We start from the raw sequence: 17,559 nt of genomic DNA on the forward strand, positions 1-17,559 counted from the left end.
CCGCGCCCCGCGCGGCTGCAGCTGCCCGCCCCGCGCCACGCGGCCCTGGCCGTGCCGTGGCGCGACGCGCTCGCGCTGATCCACGCCCCCGGCCGGATCGGGCGTTCCGTTCTGCTGTCCGTGCTCGCGGTCCTGAGCGCGGTCGTGGCCGCCGACTCACGGCACGCCGGGGGCGTCGCTGCCACGGCCGCCGCACTGGTCTTCGGCTACTGGGCCGTCGCACAGCTTCTGGAACCGGCCCGGCTGGAGACCGACGACACCCGGCGCGGTTCGTGGTCCCCGTACCCGTACGGCGGCCTCATGCTGCGGCACACCATCGTGCCCGTGGTCCTGGGGCTGGTGTTCGCCCTGGTCGCGGGGGTCTGCGTGGTGCTGCTCGGCGGCGGGGTGCGCGTCGCGCTGGCGCCGGCCGTGGTGCCGGCGTTCGTCGCCGCCGGCCTGGTGAACGCCTGCCGGGGTGTGTCCAAGCAGCATCTGCTGCTGTCGCCCGCGCAGAGTCCGACCGGCAGCGTCGGCCCGGTGCTCTTCCTGGCCTGGTACCTGTCGGGACCGCTGGTGGCGATCGCCGCGCTGATCGTTCCCTTCGTGCTCGCCCTGCACACACCGACGGCTGAGCATCTCCTCCTCACGGTGTGTGTGAGCGCGGCCGTCACCGCGGGTCTGCTGCAGTGGGCGTACGCGCGGGCCGGCAAGCTCCTCGCATGACCGACGGGGTGGTACCGCGTCGGGCAGGCTGGGCGGCATGAACGTTCCCACCCGCGGCGCGTGGCTGCGCGCCGGAATCAGCCGCGACGGCGGACCGCTGCGCGAGGACCACCATGTGGTGTGGTTGCAGGCCGGCGCGTACTACGCGGACAGCCGCGGTTTCGCCGGCCGTACCTCGTACGACGGTGAGCAGGTCCGCTTCCACCATGACGTGGGCGAGGCCGGCGACGACACCGGCACGCTCAGGCCGGACGGCGAGAACCTGACCGAGACCGGCACCAACCCCGACGGCAGCACCTTCCGGGAGATCTGGGGACCTCTCCCGGACGGCGGCGGCCCGTGCGGCGCCTGGCGGGCAGGACCGGGCCAGGTCGTCCGGGTCGGCGCACATGTCGTGCACGTCGACGGCACCGGCGGTGCCTACCTGCTGCTGCCGTCGCCCGGCTCCCGCTGAGCGTTCACTTCGCGGAGAACGCCGCGTCGAACGAGGCGGCGGGGGGTTCGATCGCCGCCAGGCGGCGCACGAAGGCCAGCGCTTCGGGGGCACCGAACAGCCGGTCCATGCCCGCGTCCTCCCATTCGACGCTGAGCGGTCCGGTGTAGCCGATGGCGTTCAGCGCCCGGAAACTGTCCTCCCAGGGCACGTCGCCGTGCCCGGTGGAGATGAAGTCCCAGCCGCGCCGGAGGTCGGACCACGGGAGGTGCGAGGAGAGCCTGCCGCGCCGCCCGTCCCCGGTGCGGACCTTGGCGTCCTTGCAGTCGACGTGGTAGATCCGGTCGGCGAAGTCGAGGATGAAGTTCACCGGGTCGAGGTCCTGCCAGACGAAGTGCGAGGGGTCCCAGTTGAGACCGAACGCGGGCCGGTGGCCGATGGCCTCCAGCGCGCGGACCGTCGTGTAGTAGTCGTAGGCGATCTCCGACGGGTGCACCTCGTGGGCGAACCGGACGCCCTCGGTGTCGAAGACGTCGAGGATCGGGTTCCAGCGGTCGGCGAAGTCCTGGTAGCCCGCTTCGATCATGGCGGCGGGCGCGGGCGGGAACATGGCGACGGTGTGCCAGATCGACGAGCCGGTGAATCCGACCACGGTGTCGACGCCCAGCAGTGCGGCGGCGCGGGCGGTGTCCTTCAACTCCTGCGCCGCACGGCGGCGTACCCCTTCGCCGTCGCCGTCGGCCCAGATGCGGGCCGGGAGGATGTCTTGGTGGCGCTGGTCAATGGGGTGGTCGCAGACGGCCTGGCCGACGAGGTGTGTGGAGATCGCCCACACCTTGAGGTGGTGCTTCTCCAGAATCTCCAGCCGCCGCGGTACGTAACTGCTGTCGGCGAGCGCGCGGTCGACCTCGAAGTGGTCGCCCCAGCAGGCGATCTCCAGGCCGTCGTATCCCCAGCCGGAGGCGAGCGCGCAGACCTCCTCGAAGGGCAGGTCCGCCCACTGGCCGGTGAAGAGGGTGACGGGACGGGGCATGGCGGTCCTCCGGCGGGAAGCGGGTCGGTCCGGTCGTCGGCTGTCGGACGGCCGGTGGAAAGCGGGGCGGCGGCGCCTGTCGGCGGCAGGAGCCACCACCCCGCGCTGAGGGGGGCGGTCGAACGAGGTCCTGGGTCAGCCGACCGGTGTCCACCGGCTGTCGTCGCGCGCGCTGGCCTCGACGGCGGCCAGCACCCGCTGCACCTGCAGTCCGTCGGCGAACGACGGTGCGGGATCGGAACCGTCCCCGATCGCCTGCACGAAGTCCCGGATCTCATGGGTGAAGCTGTGCTCGTAGCCCAGGAGATGGCCGGGCGGCCACCAGGCGCCGGCGTAGGGGTGGTCGGGTTCGGTGACGAGGATGCGGCGGAAACCGGCGGTCCGCGCGTTCTCGGTGTGGTCGTGGAACCAGAGGTCGTTCATCGACTCGAAGTCGAAGGCCAGTGACCCCTCGGATCCGTTGAGTTCGATCCGCAGGGCGTTCTTACGGCCCGCGGCGAACCGGGTGGCCTCGAACGAGGCGAGCGCGCCGGCCGCGGTGCGCGCGGTGAACAGGGCGGCGTCGTCGACCGTCACCGGACCCGTCCCGCCGGCCGCCGCTCCCGGGGTGAGCCCGTCCGAGGTGCCGGCGAGCGGGCGTTCCTTGACGAAGGTCTCGGTCACCGCCGAGACGCCGGTGATCCGGGAGCCGCCGACGAACTGCGCCAGGTCGATGATGTGCGCGCCGATGTCGCCGAGGGCGCCGGAGCCCGCCCGTTCCTTCTGCAGCCGCCACACCAGCGGGAACAGCGGATCGGTGATCCAGTCCTGGAGGTACTGGGCGCGGATGTGCCGGATCCGCCCCAGTCTGCCGTCGGCCACCAGCCGGCGGGCGAGCGCGATGGCCGGCACCCGCCGGTAGTTGAAGCCGACCATGGAGCGGACACCGCGGGCGGCGGCCCGTTCGGCGGCCGCCGTCATCGCCTCGGCCTCGGCGACGGTGTTGGCGAGCGGCTTCTCGCACAGCACGTGCTTGCCGGCCTCCAGCGCGGCGACGGCCAGCTCGGCATGACTGTCGCCGGGAGTGCAGATGTCCAGGACGTGGATGTCGTCGCGGACCAGCAGCTCCTTCACATCGGTGACGGCCTCGGCCCAGCCGAGCTGTTCCGCTGCGCGCGCCACATCGGGACCCGACCGGCCGGCGACGGCCACCATCGCGGGGCGGCGAGGCAGCTCGAAGAACGCGCCCACGGACCGCCAGGCCTGGGAGTGGGCGCGCCCCATGAAGGAGTACCCGACCAGGCCGACGCCGAGGGCCGGTGGCTGTGCTGGGGACATCGTCGTCGATCCCTTTCCGTCGTTCGTTTCCGTCGTTCGTTTCCGTCGTTCGTTTCCGGAACGGCCGTGCCGCCGTCCGGCCGGGTGGTTACGAGAAGCCGACGGCCATGTACTGGTCGACGTTCTCCTTCGTCACCACCGCCGAGAAGGTGGTGACCGAGGCCGGTACCTCGTGCTCGACGAGGTCGGCCATGCCATGGCCCTGGGCGATGAGCCGGGCCACGGTGATCGAGGACGACGCCATGCTCGGGCTGTAGAGCACGGTGGCCTTCACCGGGCTGTCGTCGGCCTTGATCGACTCCATGGCCTTGCGGGATCCGGCGCCCCCGACCACGACGAACTCCTTGTCGCGCTGCGCCTGCTTGATCGCCGCGAGCACGCCGATCCCCTGGTCGTCGTCGTGGTTCCACATCGCGTCGATCTTCGGAGTGGCCTGCAGCAGCTGCGCGGTGACCCGCTGGCCGGTGGCGGCGGTGAAGTCGGCGGCCTGCCGGGCCGCCAGCCGCAGCCCGTTGGCGGCCAGCGCGTCCTTGAAGCCCTTGCTGCGCTGCTGGGTGAGTTCGAGGCTGTCGATCCCGGCGACCTCGACGATGACCGGGTCGCTCTTGCCCGCCGCCTTCATCCGGCGGGCGATGAAGTTGCCTGCGTTCACGCCCATGCCGTAGTTGTCGCCGCCGATCCAGGTCCGGTAGGCCAGTCCGCTGGCGAAGATCCGGTCCAGGTTGATCACCGGAATACCGGACGCCATCGCCTTCTTGGCGATCTCGGTGAGGGCCTTGCCGTCGAAGGGCAGGATGACGAGCGCGTCCACCTTGGCGTCGATCAGCGACTGCACCTGCTGGATCTGCGCGGCGACGTCGTTGGTGCCCTCGGTCGCCTTGAGGGTGACGTCGGAGTACTGCTGGGCCTGTGCCTTGGCGTTGATGGTGATCGCGGCGGTCCAGCCGTGGTCGGCGGCCGGGGCCGAGAACCCGATGGTGACCGCCTTGCCCGCGGTCGCTCCCGACGAGGACGCGCCGGCCTTCACCTGCGGGGCGCTCTTGTCGTTGTCGCTGCTGTTGGTGCATCCGGTGAGGAGGGCGCCCGCGCCGATCGCCGCCCCGCCGAAGAGGACGTGTCTGCGGTCCAAGCTGGTGCTCATATCGGTCTCCGAATCAGGTGGTGACGGACCGGCCACGGCCCCAGCGCTGGATGAGCAGGACGGCGATGATGATCGCGCCCTGGGCGATCTCCTGGATGGGGGTGGTGAGGTTGTTGAGGATGAACAGGTCGGTGATGGTCGTGAAGACCAGGACGCCGAGGATCGAGCCGAGCACGGAGCCGAAGCCGCCGGTCAGCAGCGTCCCGCCGACGACGACCGCGGCGATGGCGTTGAGTTCGTAGAGCATGCCGTGGGTGCTCGCACCGGTGTTGGCCTGCGCGGTGAGCATCACGGCGGCGATTCCGCAGCAGAAACCGGAGACCACGTAGAGCAGACAGGTGTGCAGCCGGACGTTGATGCCCGCCAGCCGGGCGGCCTCCGGGTTGCCGCCGACGGCGAAGGTGCGGCGGCCGAACGTGGTGCGGTTCAGCACCAGCCAGCCCAGCACGACGACCGCGGCGAAGATGTAGACCAGCAGCGGCATGCCCAGCCAGCGGGTCTCGGCGATGGACAGGAACGTGTCCGCGGTGACGATCTGCGACTTGCGGTCGGAGAGCTGTTCGGCCAGACCGCGGGTGGCGACCATCGTCGCCAGCGTCACGATGAACGCGACCAGCCGCCCGTAGGCGATCAGCAGACCGTTCAGCAACCCGCAGAGCGTGCCGACCAGTACGGAGGTGAAGATCATGACGGCCGGGCCCTGGGCCTGGCTGCCGGTGGTGGTCGACCACACCGACGCGAGCGCGATCAGCGCGCCGACCGACAGGTCGATGCCGCCGCCGATGATGACGAACGTCATCCCGACGGTGACCACCCCGATCACCGCGGCGAGGCTGAGGATCAGCACCATGTTGCTGGTGGTCGCGAAGCTGCTGCCCTTGGTGACGGCCCCGATGCCGCACAGGATGCCGAGGGCGATCACCAGCGCCAGATGCCGCAGCGCGCCGGCGCCCCGGCCGCCGCCGGATCCCCCGCCGCGTCCCCCGAGCCCGCCGATCCCGCCCAGGGAGGCGAACGGCCCGGTGCGTACGCCCTCCTTGGCGGCGTGCGCGGCGAGCTCCTCCACCCGGCGGTGCTCGTCCGCCTCGGGAACGGCGGTGGGGATGTCGGCGGGAGCGGAGAGGCCCGGGGCGGGGGCGTGTGGTGTGTCGCTCATAGCGCGCTTCCTTCCATCACCAGGTCGAGGACCCCGTGTTCGTCGATGTCCACCGCGTCACAGGCGTGGATCACCCGGCCTTCGCGGAGCACGAGGATCCGGTCGGCCAGACCGAGTACCTCCGGCACCTCGCTGGACACCAGCACGATCGCGAGACCCGCGTCGGCCAGCGCCCTCATCTGCGCGTACAGCTCGCTGCGGGCGCCGACGTCGACGCCACGGGTCGGTTCGTCCAGCAGCAGCACCTTGCAGCGGCGCAGCAGCCAGCGGGCCAGCACCGCCTTCTGCTGGTTGCCGCCCGACAGGGTGCGTACCGGCCGCTCCGGATCGTCGGGGCGCAGCTGTACGGCGGCGATCTGCTGGGCCGCGTCGGCCGATTCGCGGCGGCGGTCGAACCAGCCGTAGCGGGTGTAGCGGCTGAGCGAGGCGACGGTGATGTTGCGTCCGACGCTCTCCAACATGAGGAGCGCCTGCGACTTGCGTTCTTCCGGGGCGAAGCCCATGCCCCGGCGGACGGCCGCCGTGGTGCTGCCGGGGCGCAGGGGCGCACCGCCGAGCAGGACGCGGCCGGCCAGCGGGGTACGGGCGCCGTAGATCCCCTCCAGGATCTCGGAGCGGCCGGAGCCCACCAGCCCCGCGATCCCGACGATCTCGCCGGCCCGGACGCTGAACGAGACGTCGTGGACGCGGCCCGCCACCGACAGCCCCTCGACGCGCAGCACTTCGGGACCGCCCTTGCGCATTCCCGGCGCGGGCCGGCGCGGGAAGGTGTGCTCCACGGCGCGGCCGGTCATCAGGGCGACCACGTCGGCGGTCGGGGTGGTGCGGGCGGGCAGTCCGACGGCCCGGGTGCGGCCGTCCTTGAGGACGGTGATGCGGTCGCCGATCTCGCGGATCTCCTCCAGCCGGTGCGAGATGTAGACGACGGCCACCCCGGTGGCGGCGAGCTCGCGGATGATCCGGAAGAGGTTGGTGACCTCGTCGTGCGCGAGGGCGGCGGAGGGTTCGTCCATCACGATCAGCCGGGCGTCGTGCGACAGCGCGCGGGCCATGCTGACGACCTGCTGCGCCGCCGCGGGCAGTTGGCCGACCGGCTTCCACGGCGGGATCTCGGCGTGGCCGAGGCGTCCGAGCAGTTCACGGGCGTTGCGGTGCATCTCGCCGCGCCGGGTGACACCGAAGGAAGCCGGTTCATGGCCGAGGAAGATGTTCTCGGCCACGCTGAGGCCGGGCACGAGGTCGAGTTCCTGATAGATGGTGGCGACGCCGAGCCGCATGGCGGCGGTGGGGTGGGAGAGCCGTACCGGCTCGCCCTGCCACAGCAGTTCGCCCGCGTCGGGGTGGTGGGCGCCGGACAGCACCTTGATCAGCGTGGACTTGCCGGCCCCGTTCTGCCCCAGCAGACAGTGCACTTCGCCGGCGCGGACCTCGAGGTCCACCCCGTCCAGGGCGCGGACGCCCGGGAACTCCTTGACGATTCCCCGCATCGCGAGCAGGGGTGGATCTTCGGTGGCGGTCACGGGGACCTCCTCGGTGGCGCCAGAAAGCGGCGGTACGTAAGCGGCTGTGGTGCTGAGCGGCGGTACGTGTGCGGCTGTGCGGCGGAGCGGCACCGGTCCTGGCGCACCTCTGTGACCTGCGATTACCGGTCGATTAAGGTGACGTGAGGGGCAGTCGGAACCTTGACGCCCCGGTGCGGTGCGACTTAGTTTGTGGTCGCGACTAACGACTGTCAATGCTTCGCACAAAGGGGTGTGCCATGCGGCCCGTCAGCAGCGGAGCTGTCGACTTCATCGATGTCCGGGAGACCAATCTCGCCGTCGTCCTGCGCTTCATCCGCCGCGAAGCACCGTGTTCGCGGGCCGAAGTGGCCGCCGGTACCGGGCTGAACAAGGCCACCATCTCCAACATCGTCGCCGAGCTGATCACCCGTGGCATCGTCGTCGAAGTGGGGGCGAGCGAGGAGCGGCGGATCGGCCGGCCCGCCGTCATGCTCACCCTCGACGGCCGGCGTTTCACGGCGCTCGGCCTGGAGGTGAACGTCGACTATCTGTCGGCGGTCATGGTCGACCTGGCCGAACGTGACGTCCTGACCTGGCACGAGCCGGTCCAGGCAGCCGAGTTGGGCGCCGAGGGCTGTGTCGTCCGACTGGCCGACCTGGCCCGCCGGGCGATGGGCGAGATGGCACGCCAGCACCGCGAGGTGCTCGGCATCACCATCGCGGTCCCCGGTCTGATCGGCACCTCCGACGGCGAGGTGGCCGAGGCGCCGAACCTCGGCTGGCACGAGTTCCCGCTCGTCGACCGCTTCCGGGAGCAGCTCGACGACAGCAGCGTCGCCCTGTCGCTGGACAACGACGCCAACCTCGGGGCGGTCGGCGAGTACCGGCGCGGTGCGCTGGCGCACACCCAGAACCTCGTCTATCTGACCGGCGAGGTCGGCGTGGGCGGCGGCGTGATCATCAACGGCGCACTGATGCGCGGCTCTTCGGGGTACGGCGGCGAGGTCGGGCACATCACGCTGATGCAGGACGGTCCGCTGTGCGGTTGCGGCCGCAGAGGCTGCTTCGAAGCGCTGGTCGGCATCGGCTCGATCATCCAGCAGGCGGCTCCGGACCTGGCCGGCAGTACGGCGCAGCCGCTGACCGACCTGGCCGCGAAGGTCGCCGAGGTGGCCCGCCGGGCCGAGGCCGGCGACCCGCGGACGACCGCCGCGCTGGTCCGGGTCGGCGAGTGGCTGGGCCGCGGATCGGCGATCCTGCTCAATCTGTTCAACCCTCAGGCCCTCATCCTCGGCGGCTACTTCGTGACGCTGGCGCCCTGGATCATGCCGCCCGCCCGGCGGACGCTCGCCGCGCACACCATCGCGCCCAACCTCGGCGGCTGCCAGGTCGCGCTGTCCACCCTCGGCTTCACCGCGGCGGCCAGGGGCGGAGCGTCGTCGATCATCGACGCCATCGACACCGCGCGGCTCCCGCTGCCGCGCAGCGGCTCCGCGGCGCACCGATAACCGGTGCGGGACCTCTTGACGACTGCTCCCGGCCCACTTACTTTCTCCCCTCAACTAACGAACACCTCCTGAGAGTTCAGGAGGACCGGTCACCGGACGCCTCGGCGGGGCGTCCTTTCCGCAAGGCGGCTTCGCGCTGCCCTGGAAGGGGAACCCCGTGCGTTCAGTCCTGCCCGCAAGGCCCGCGAGACGTCCACGTCCACGCCGCGTCCGGTTCCGCACCCTGTTCACCGCTCTCCTCGCCTCGGCGCTGCTCCTGCTGGGCGCCACCGGAGCCATCACCCCGGCGGCCGCGCACGACGGCCCGCACCCGGACGCCGCAGCCGCCGCGGCCGCCTTCCAGCAGGTCCAGCTCGCGCGGGGCACCGCGCAGACCGGCGAGCCGATGAGCCTGGCGGTGCTCCCCGACCGCACGGTCCTGCACACCGACCGGCGCGGCACCATCTTCAAGACCGACGCCGGCGGCACCACGTCCGTCGCGGGCACGCTGCCCGTCTACACCCATGACGAGGAGGGCATCCAGGGCATCACCACCGACCCGGCCGTCGCCACCAACCACTGGATCTACGTCTACTACTCCCCCGTCCTGAACACCCCGGCGGGCGACGCCCCCTCCGACGGGACCGCCGCCGACTTCGCACCCTTCGCCGGGCACAACCAGCTCTCCCGCTTCACCCTGCGGGCCGACAACACCATCGACCCGGCCAGCGAGAAGCAGCTCCTGCAGATCGCCACCAACCGCGGCATGTGCTGCCACGTCGGCGGCGACCTGGACTTCGACGCCGCGGGCAACCTCTTCATGACCACCGGCGACGACTCCAACCCCTTCTCCTCCGACGGCTACAGCCCGCTGGACACCCGCGCGTCACGCAATCCCGCCTACGACGCCCAGCGCTCCGCCGCCAACAGCAACGACCTGCGCGGCAAGCTGCTGCGCATCCACCCCGAGGCCAACGGGACCTACACCGTCCCGGCCGGGAACCTGTTCGCGCCGGGCACGGCGAAGACCCGGCCCGAGATCTACGCGATGGGCTTCCGCAACCCGTTCCGTATGAGCGTCGACCGCCCCACCGGCACCGTCTACATCGGCGACTACGGGCCCGACGCCGGCGCGCTGAACGCCACCCGGGGACCGGGCGGCCAGGTCGAGTTCGACCGGGTGACCTCGCCCGGCTTCTACGGATGGCCGTACTGCACCGGCACCAACACCACCAACGAGACGTACAACGCCTTCGACTTCGGCACCAGCACCTCGGGCGCGAAGTTCGACTGCGCGGGCGGCCCCGTCAACAGCTCGCCCAACAACACCGGCATCAGCAAGCTGCCGGCCGCCCGGTCGTCCTGGATCAAGTACGACGACTGCAGCGTCGCCCAGTTCGGCTGCGGCAGCGAGTCACCCATGGGCGGCCCGGTCTACCACTACGACCCGAACCTCTCCTCCTCGGTGAAGTTCCCGCAGTCCTACGACGGGCATGCCTTCATCGGCGAGTTCGGCCGCCGCTGGATCAAGGACGTGCAGGTCAACGCGGACGGCAGCGCGGGCACCATCACCGACTTCCCCTGGACCGGCACCCAGGTGATGGACATGGCCTTCGGCCCGGACGGCGCCCTGTACGTCCTGGACTACGGCACCGGCTTCGGTGACGGCGACTCCTTCTCCGGGCTGTACCGCATCGAGGCGATCGGCGCCGGCGGCCGCGCACCCGTCGCCCAGGCCGCCGCCACCCCGTCCTCGGGCCGGGCGCCACTCGCGGTCACCTTCTCCTCCGCCGGCACCACCGACCCCGACGGCGACGCGCTCACCTACGCCTGGGACTTCGACGGCAACGGCAGCACCGACTCCACCGCCGCGGACCCGTCGCACACCTACGCCGCCAACGGCCAGTACCCGGCGAAGCTCACCGTCACCGACACCCACGGGCTGACCGGCACCGCGAGCGTCACCGTCACCGTCGGCAACACCGCGCCGGTGCTGACCGTCACCGCGCCCGCCAACGGCCAGATCTTCCACTTCGGCGACGCCGTCCCCTTCCGGGTCACCGTCACCGACGCCGAGGACAGCGCCGTCGACTGCTCCCGGGTGCAGGTCCAGTACCTGCTCGGGCACGACAGCCACGCGCATGCCATGACCGACGCGACCGGCTGCTCGGGCACCATCCAGACCGTCGTCGACGGTGAACACGCAGGCTCCGCCAACCTGTTCGGCGTCTGGCGCGCCTCGTACACCGACAACGGCGCGAACGGCCAGCCCGCGCTGACCGGCACCGCCACCAACGTCACACCCACCGCGACCAAGCAGGCCGAGTACTACACCGGCTCCAGCGGCGTCCAGCCCGCCGGCCATGACGCGGCCGGGGGCGGCACGACCGTCGGCTACATCGAGAACGGCGACTGGATCTCGTTCACCCCCTACAACCTGGCCGGCATCACCACCTTCACCGCCCGCGCCTCCTCGGCCGGCTCCGGCGGCACCCTCGAACTGCGGGCCGACTCCCCCACCGGCACGCTCATCGGATCCGCCACGGTCCCGGTCACCGGCGACTGGAACACCTTCACCGACGTCACCGGAACCGTCACCGCCCCGACCGGCACCCACACCCTGTACTGGGTGTTCAAGGGCGGTACGGGGAACCTCTACGACCTCGACCAGTTCACGTTCGGCGGGTCCGGCACGGTGCCGGGCGCCGTCCAGGGTGAGGCGTTCACCAGTTCCGCCGGCGTGCAGATCGCCCCGCACGCCACCGCGCACGGCGGCCAGACCCTCGGCTACATCGACAACAACGACTGGGCAGGATACGGCGGAACCGACCTCACACATGCCAACGGGCTGACCGTACGGGTCGCCTCCGGCGGCATCGGCGGCACCCTCGAAGCCCGTGCCGGATCGGCCACCGGACCGCTGCTCGGCAGTGTCACCGTCCCCGTCACCGGCGGCTGGGAGAACTACACCAGCCTGACGTTCCCACTGACCCCCTCCACGACGAGCGGGCTCTTCCTGGTCTTCCACGGCGGCACCGGCGGTTCGCTCTTCGATGTCGACGACTTCACCGTCACCAACGGTGCCGCCCTCACCACCGTCACCCAGGCGGAGAGCTGGACCGCCACCGGTGGACTGCAGCCCGCCGACCACGCGGCCGCGCACGGCGGGAAGACCGCCGGCTACATCAACAGCGGCGACTGGGCGACGTACGCCGGCACCGACCTGTCCAAGGTCACCGGTTTCAGCGCCCGGGTCGCCTCCGCCGGAGCCGGCGGCACCCTCCAGATCCGGGCCGGATCGGCCACCGGAACGGTCCTGGGCACCGTGGCCGTCACCGGCACCGGCGGCTGGGAGACCTTCGCCGACGTCTCCACGACGCTCACCGCCAACCCCGCCACGACGCTCTGCCTGACCTTCACCGGCGGCAGCGACTACCTCTTCGACGTGGACGACTTCACCCTCACCCGCAGCGCCTGACTCACCTATCTTGCGGAAAGGCACTCCATGTACCCATCCATCCGGTTCCGCCGCACGCACGGCGCGCCCCGCCGGCCGCTGCTGCCGGCCCTGGCCGCCGCGCTGCTCGGCCTGCTCGCCCCCTTCGCCCTGACCTGCTCCGCCCAGGCCGCTCCGGCCTTCAAGGTGCTGGTCTTCTCCAAGACCGCCGGCTTCCGGCACGACTCCATACCGGCCGGGATCGCCGCCATCCAGAAACTCGGCCAGGACAACGGCTTCGGTGTCGACGCCACCGAGGACAGCGCCGCCTTCACCACCGCCAACCTCGGCCAGTACCAGGCGGTGATCTGGCTCAGCACCACCGGGGACGTCCTCGACGCCGCCCAGCAGTCCGCGTTCGAGCAGTACATCCGCTCGGGCGGCGGCTACGCGGGAGTGCACGCCGCGGCCGACACCGAGTACGACTGGCCCTGGTACGGAAGCCTGGTCGGGGCGTACTTCGACTCGCATCCCGCCATCCAGCAGGCCGCCGTCGCCGTCGAGGACCGCACCGACCCGGCCACCGCGCACCTTCCGGCCCGCTGGACCCGCACCGACGAGTGGTACAACTACCGCGCCAACCCCCGGGCGCAGGTGCACGTCCTGACCGCGCTCGACGAGAGCAGCTACTCCGGCGGCACCATGGGCGGCGACCATCCCAACACCTGGTGCCACCCCTACGACGGCGGACGCGCCTGGTACACCGGCATGGGCCACACCCAGGAGAGCTGGGCCGATCCCGCGTTCACCACGCTGGTCCTGGGCGGCATCCGCACCGTCGCGGGAGCCGTCAGCTCCGCCTGCGACAACCCCATCGGCACCCCCGTCGGCACCACCGTGCAAGGGGAGGCCTGGAGCAGCCAGAGCGGGGTCCAGGCCGCCGCGCACGCGGCGGCGCACGGCGGAGCGACCGCCGGCTACATCGACAACGGTGACTGGAGCGGCTACGCCGCCCTCGACCCGCGGACCGCTTCGACGGTGACGGTGCGGGTCGCCTCCGCGGGCGCGGGCGGCACCATCGGATTCCACTCCGGTTCCGCCACGGGTCCGCTCCTCGGTTCCGTCGCCGTGCCGGTGACCGGGAGTTGGGAGACGTTCACGAACGTGTCGACGCCCCTGACGTCCGGCACCGCACCGGGCCTGTACCTGACCTACTCCGGAGGCCAGGGCGCGCTGTTCGACGTCGACGACATCACCCTCACCCCCGGCTCGACGGCCCCCACCACGACCACGCTCCAGGCCGAGAACTGGACCAGCCAGAACGGAGTCCAGGCCGCCGACCACGCGGGAGCCCACGGCGCTCGCACCGCCGGCTACATCGAGGCCGGCGACTGGATCGGCTTCGCCGCCGAGGACACCTCCCACCTCACCCGGATCTCCCTGCGGGTCGCCTCGGCGGGCTCCGGCGGCACCACCGCCGTCCACGCCGGATCCCCCACCGGACCGCTGCTCGGCACCGTCACCGTCCCGGTCACCGGCAGCTGGGACACCTTCACCGATACCGCCGCGTCTCTCACCCCGAGGGCGGGCACCGGCCTGTTCCTCGTCTTCAACGGCGGCGGCGGATTCCTGTTCGACGTCGACGACCTCACGCTGACCCGGACCGGCTGACCGGCCGACCGGGTGGCCGACTGCCCGGACCGGCTGACCGGTTCGGGCGGGCGGGAGTGCGCACGCACCCGCCCCGCAAGGTCCTGGCACTCACCTACGCCCGGCTCCCGCTGGAGCGCGCGGACCTCGCCGCGCTCACCGAACGCCCGCACCCCGGCTGCCGGCTGGTCTCCTGGGCCGGAACCGTCCCCGACGACCTCGCCGGGACGTTCGCCGCGTCGCGCCGCGCCATGGACGACGGACTGGGCTACGTGCCGACCCACCGGTCCGCCGAATACCAGCTCGACCTCCAGGGTTTTGGTGACACGGCGGAGAAAGTGATATGTACTCAGTCGATCACCGAACCGCCGGTCCTGATCCGGGCCGTCCCGCCCACCTGTTGAGGACTCCGTGCCGAACCGTCGCCAGCCCAAGCAGCGCCGCTACATAGCGCTGTCCGTCGCCAGCCTGATCCTGCTCGCGGGCGGCGGCGCCGTTGCGGCCGAGGCCGTGTCCTCGCGGGGGCACGACGGCACGCAGCAGTCCAAGAACCTCGCCGACGGGACGGCGCCGGACGGCGCCACCGGCACCGGCTCCACCGCCGGAACCGCCAAGCCGTCCGCCTCAGGAGCGGCCGAGCCGGCAGCGGGTGCCTCCTCCCCCGGAGGCACCACGCCGCCGGCCGGAGCCCCGGGCGGCCCGTCCGCCCACGCCACCCCGGCCGCCACCACGGCCGCGGGCACGCACTCCGGTGTCAAGCAGCCGCCGGGGCAGTCCAACAGCCTGGTGCAGCTGCCGGCGTCGCGGGTGTTCACCGGTCAGGCCTTCGACACCTGCACCGCCCCGAACCTGACCACCATGAACGCCTGGCGCAAGAGCTCGCCGTACGGCGCCGCCGCCGTCTACATCGGCGGGAAGAACCGCGGCTGTGCGCAGCCGCAGCTCACCAACTCCTGGGTACGGTCCGTGCACGCGGCCGGCTGGCAGCTGATCCCGCTGTACGTCGGGGCGCAGCCGCCGTGCCAGACGAGCAACAACCCCGAGCGGATCACCGCCGCCAACGCCGCCTCGCTGGGCACGTCGGACGGCGCGGACGCCGTCGCGAAGGCGTCCGCGCTGGGGATGCGCTCCGGCAGTGCGATCTATCTGGACATGGAGGCGTACGACATCAGCAACGCCTCGTGCGTCCAGTCCGTGCTGACCTATGTGCAGGCCTGGGACCGGGCGGCGCACGCGAAGGGCTACTGGGCCGGTTTCTACGGGTTCAGCCAGTCCAGTGCCGCCGCGATCGCCACCGCCGCCGGCAACCACACGGCGGACCTCCCGAACGCCCTCTGGTACGCCCGCTACGACAACAACGCCGACACCACGACCGGCTTCCCCTTCGCCTCCACCCTGTGGACCGGCCACCGCCGCGGCCACCAGTACGCGGTGAACAAGAAGGAGACCTTCGGCGGGGCCACGGTCACCGTCGACCACAACGCCTGGGACGCCCCCGTCGCCGTGGTCGGCTGACCGGCCGCAACCAGGGTGCCCGCTCCCAGGTCCCCGACGACCGGACGCTCCCTCCGAAGAACTCCGCCCGAAAACCTCCGCTGCCGTGACGGCGCGGGGGTTTTCGCGTTTTGAGCGGGAAGGCTTCGCCTGCGCTCCTTGTGAACCATGAACCGATGCATAGGTTCATATCCACTAGTTGACTTGCAACTAGTGGATATGCGATGCTTGCGGTGTCCGCACAAACCCGCTGGGAAAGGACCACGTCATGCGCTCCACCATCCGAACCGCCCTCGTCATCGGCGGCGGCATCGGCGGCCCGGTTGCCGCGATCGCCCTGCACCAAGCCGGTATCGAAGCCACCGTGTACGAGGCCTACGACAGCAGGGCGGACGGTGTGGGAGGCGGGCTGGGCCTGGCGCCCAACGGTCTGGGCGCCCTCGACGTCATCGGAGTCGGCGACCTCGTACGCGCCATCGGCACGCCCACCACGCACATCGTGCTGCAGAGCTGGAACGGCAAGCGGCTCGGCGAGTTCGGCAGCCCGCCCGGCGTCGAGTCGTCGCAGTTCGTCTGGCGCGCCGATCTGTACCGGGTGCTCTACGACGAGGCGGCCCGCCGCGGTGTCCGCACCGTGCACGGCAAGCGGCTGGTCTCCGCGGAGGAGAGCGACGACGGTGTGACCGCGCACTTCGCGGACGGGACGACGGCCACGGCCGATGTGCTGATCGGGGCGGACGGCATCCGCTCCACGGTGCGCTCGCTGATCGACTCGGACGCGCCCCAACCCAACTACGGCGGCCTGGTCAGCTTCGGCGCCCCGGTGAGGAACACCGGACTGCCCCCGACCGGCGGCAAGATGTACATGATGTTCGGCAAGCGCGCCTTCCTCGGCTACCAGGTGCACGAGGACTCGTCGGGTGTGTGGTTCGTGAACCTGCCGCACCCCGAGCCGATGACCGTGGCCGAAGCCGGGCGGACCGGCGCCGAGGAGTGGCTGCGCGTGCTGGCCGGATCGTTCACCGGCGATCGCGTCCCCGCTGCGGACCTGCTGCTGAAGACCGACCCCGCCGACCTGCTGATCGCCGGCCCCATGGAGAACATGCCGAGGGTCCCGGCCTGGAGCCGGGGGCGGATGGTGCTGATCGGCGACGCGGCGCACGCGGCCTCGTCCAGTTCGGGACAGGGCGCCTCGCTCGCCATGGAAAGCGCCGTCCAGCTGGCCCGCTGCCTGCGTGACCTGCCGCACGAGGAGGCGTTCGCGGCCTACGAGGACCTGCGCAGGCCCCGCGTCGAGCGGATCATCAAGGAAGCCAACCGCACCAACAGCAACAAGGCCGCAGGACCGGTCGGCCGGGTGCTGCGGGATCTGCTCCTCCCCCTGGTCATGAAGTTGAACAAGCCGGAGAAGTCGGCCTGGCAGGCCGGCTACCGCATCGACTGGGACGCCCCGGTCACCGCCGTCCCGCACCCGGACGGAGCCGCGGCGTAACCGGCGCCGGCCCACCACCGCCCGTCCCCCGCCGTGGCACCGCCACGGCGGGGGAAATCGGCGTGACCGATTCCGGGTACCGTGGAGGACGGCAGCCGCGTCTGCCTGTTCCGAGCCTGGGCCCGCGCTGGTGGGTCACGAGGGCGAGGACAAGGGTCATCGACTCACGCCATCGCCTCAGTCCGGTCTTCCCGGCCTTCTGCGGGACCGCGTGGAAAACCGCTGGAGGACTGTATGACGACGAACCGTGCCCGCAAGGACGTCATCCGCGACCGGATGACCGCGACGGGCGAGACGTACAACGTCGCCGCCCGCAACATCCTGGCGATGCGCCACACCTCGCAGACGGCGGAGGCGTGCCGCGTCCAGCGTTGGCAGCCCCCCGTCCGGCTCGACCTCCCGTGCCCGTGCGGCAGCACCTGCGAGCCCGGCGAGAAGTGCGGCCGCTGCCACGCCCTGCACAAGCACGTCGCGCGCAACCCCGGCAGCCTGGTCGACGTGGAGGTCTGGGAGGACCAGTACGACTGCGTCGGCTGCTCGGCCTCGTACGTGATCCCGGTGCTCCTGCCGGACAGCCCCTGGGGCGTCGTCGAGATGGTGCCGCAGGGCGGCGTCGCCGAGCCGGTGGCCAAGGCCCGGCTCTACCCCGGCGTGCTCCACCCGCGGATGGCCTCCGAGGTCAACCACGACCCGTCCTGATCCAGGCCGCCTCG

13 protein-coding genes and 1 pseudogene are annotated in these 17,559 nt (G+C 71.5%); 9 read left to right on the forward strand and 5 right to left on the reverse strand.

Annotation, left to right across the window (positions count from 1 at the left end; translation table 11 throughout):
• Positions 1–705: pseudogene (locus O3W51_RS37465) on the forward strand (hypothetical protein); the annotation flags it as partial.
• A gap of 37 nt (positions 706–742) precedes the next feature.
• A complete protein-coding gene (locus tag O3W51_RS37470; protein WP_198357515.1) occupies positions 743–1,159 on the forward strand; it encodes a hypothetical protein in 417 nt (138 codons plus the stop codon).
• A gap of 4 nt (positions 1,160–1,163) precedes the next feature.
• Here the strand turns inward: O3W51_RS37470 and O3W51_RS37475 are convergent, their stop codons facing one another.
• From O3W51_RS37475 to O3W51_RS37495, 5 genes are all read right to left on the reverse strand, one after another.
• On the reverse strand, positions 1,164–2,171 hold the full coding sequence (locus tag O3W51_RS37475; protein ID WP_198357514.1) for a sugar phosphate isomerase/epimerase family protein: 1,008 nt from the start codon (positions 2,169–2,171) through the stop codon (positions 1,164–1,166).
• A 135-nt stretch (positions 2,172–2,306) separates the two neighbouring features.
• Positions 2,307–3,488, reverse strand: coding sequence for a Gfo/Idh/MocA family protein (locus tag O3W51_RS37480; protein WP_198357513.1), 1,182 nt, complete (start codon positions 3,486–3,488; stop codon positions 2,307–2,309).
• 88 nt (positions 3,489–3,576) lie between these two features.
• Positions 3,577–4,629, reverse strand: a complete 1,053-nt coding sequence (locus O3W51_RS37485) for a substrate-binding domain-containing protein (protein WP_269288531.1) — start codon at positions 4,627–4,629, stop codon at positions 3,577–3,579.
• Between the two features lie 13 nt (positions 4,630–4,642).
• Positions 4,643–5,785, reverse strand: coding sequence for an ABC transporter permease (locus O3W51_RS37490; protein ID WP_198357512.1), 1,143 nt, complete (start codon positions 5,783–5,785; stop codon positions 4,643–4,645).
• Positions 5,782–7,272, reverse strand: a complete 1,491-nt coding sequence (locus O3W51_RS37495) for a sugar ABC transporter ATP-binding protein (RefSeq protein ID WP_164298876.1) — start codon at positions 7,270–7,272, stop codon at positions 5,782–5,784. The genes O3W51_RS37490 and O3W51_RS37495 overlap by 4 nt, the downstream gene beginning before the upstream one ends.
• 272 nt (positions 7,273–7,544) lie before the next feature.
• On the opposite strand from O3W51_RS37495, the gene O3W51_RS37500 reads away from it, so the two are divergent.
• The 7 genes from O3W51_RS37500 to O3W51_RS37535 all read left to right on the forward strand — a co-directional run bounded on the left by O3W51_RS37500 (position 7,545) and on the right by O3W51_RS37535 (position 17,545).
• A complete protein-coding gene (locus O3W51_RS37500; protein WP_269288532.1) occupies positions 7,545–8,795 on the forward strand; it encodes an ROK family transcriptional regulator in 1,251 nt (416 codons plus the stop codon).
• Between the two features lie 157 nt (positions 8,796–8,952).
• Positions 8,953–12,252 (forward strand): carbohydrate-binding protein, encoded by a 3,300-nt coding sequence (locus O3W51_RS37505; RefSeq protein WP_381587350.1) that lies wholly within the window; start codon positions 8,953–8,955, stop codon positions 12,250–12,252.
• Positions 12,253–12,279: 27 nt separating this feature from the next.
• Positions 12,280–13,881: a ThuA domain-containing protein gene (locus tag O3W51_RS37510; protein WP_138355275.1), complete on the forward strand. Its 1,602-nt coding sequence runs from the start codon at positions 12,280–12,282 to the stop codon at positions 13,879–13,881.
• A 56-nt stretch (positions 13,882–13,937) separates the two neighbouring features.
• Positions 13,938–14,264, forward strand: a complete 327-nt coding sequence (locus O3W51_RS49045; RefSeq protein WP_443048384.1) for a hypothetical protein — start codon at positions 13,938–13,940, stop codon at positions 14,262–14,264.
• A 379-nt stretch (positions 14,265–14,643) separates the two neighbouring features.
• Positions 14,644–15,375: a glycoside hydrolase domain-containing protein gene (locus O3W51_RS37525; RefSeq protein ID WP_232485127.1), complete on the forward strand. Its 732-nt coding sequence runs from the start codon at positions 14,644–14,646 to the stop codon at positions 15,373–15,375.
• Between the two features lie 247 nt (positions 15,376–15,622).
• The gene (locus O3W51_RS37530; protein WP_269288533.1) at positions 15,623–16,846 is read left to right on the forward strand and encodes an FAD-dependent oxidoreductase; all 1,224 of its coding nucleotides are present in this window, start codon (positions 15,623–15,625) and stop codon (positions 16,844–16,846) included.
• 234 nt (positions 16,847–17,080) lie between these two features.
• Positions 17,081–17,545: a hypothetical protein gene (locus tag O3W51_RS37535; RefSeq protein ID WP_138355273.1), complete on the forward strand. Its 465-nt coding sequence runs from the start codon at positions 17,081–17,083 to the stop codon at positions 17,543–17,545.
• Positions 17,546–17,559 lie beyond the last annotated feature (14 nt).

It is taken from the genome of Streptomyces sp. H39-C1, assembly GCF_027158125.1.
Lineage (GTDB): Bacteria > Actinomycetota > Actinomycetes > Streptomycetales > Streptomycetaceae > Actinacidiphila > Actinacidiphila fildesensis.

What these genes read in the sequence shown, in the direction of transcription:
- O3W51_RS37470 (WP_198357515.1), top strand. Translation starts at nt 743, where the DNA reads ATGAACGTTCCCACCCGCGGCGCGTGGCTGCGCGCCGGAATCAGCCGC.
- O3W51_RS37475 (WP_198357514.1), bottom strand. Translation starts at nt 2,171, where the DNA reads ATGCCCCGTCCCGTCACCCTCTTCACCGGCCAGTGGGCGGACCTGCCC.
- O3W51_RS37480 (WP_198357513.1), bottom strand. Translation starts at nt 3,488, where the DNA reads ATGTCCCCAGCACAGCCACCGGCCCTCGGCGTCGGCCTGGTCGGGTAC.
- O3W51_RS37485 (WP_269288531.1), bottom strand. Translation starts at nt 4,629, where the DNA reads ATGAGCACCAGCTTGGACCGCAGACACGTCCTCTTCGGCGGGGCGGCG.
- O3W51_RS37490 (WP_198357512.1), bottom strand. Translation starts at nt 5,785, where the DNA reads ATGAGCGACACACCACACGCCCCCGCCCCGGGCCTCTCCGCTCCCGCC.
- O3W51_RS37495 (WP_164298876.1), bottom strand. Translation starts at nt 7,272, where the DNA reads ATGCGGGGAATCGTCAAGGAGTTCCCGGGCGTCCGCGCCCTGGACGGG.
- O3W51_RS37500 (WP_269288532.1), top strand. Translation starts at nt 7,545, where the DNA reads ATGCGGCCCGTCAGCAGCGGAGCTGTCGACTTCATCGATGTCCGGGAG.
- O3W51_RS37510 (WP_138355275.1), top strand. Translation starts at nt 12,280, where the DNA reads ATGTACCCATCCATCCGGTTCCGCCGCACGCACGGCGCGCCCCGCCGG.
- O3W51_RS37530 (WP_269288533.1), top strand. Translation starts at nt 15,623, where the DNA reads ATGCGCTCCACCATCCGAACCGCCCTCGTCATCGGCGGCGGCATCGGC.
- O3W51_RS37535 (WP_138355273.1), top strand. Translation starts at nt 17,081, where the DNA reads ATGACGACGAACCGTGCCCGCAAGGACGTCATCCGCGACCGGATGACC.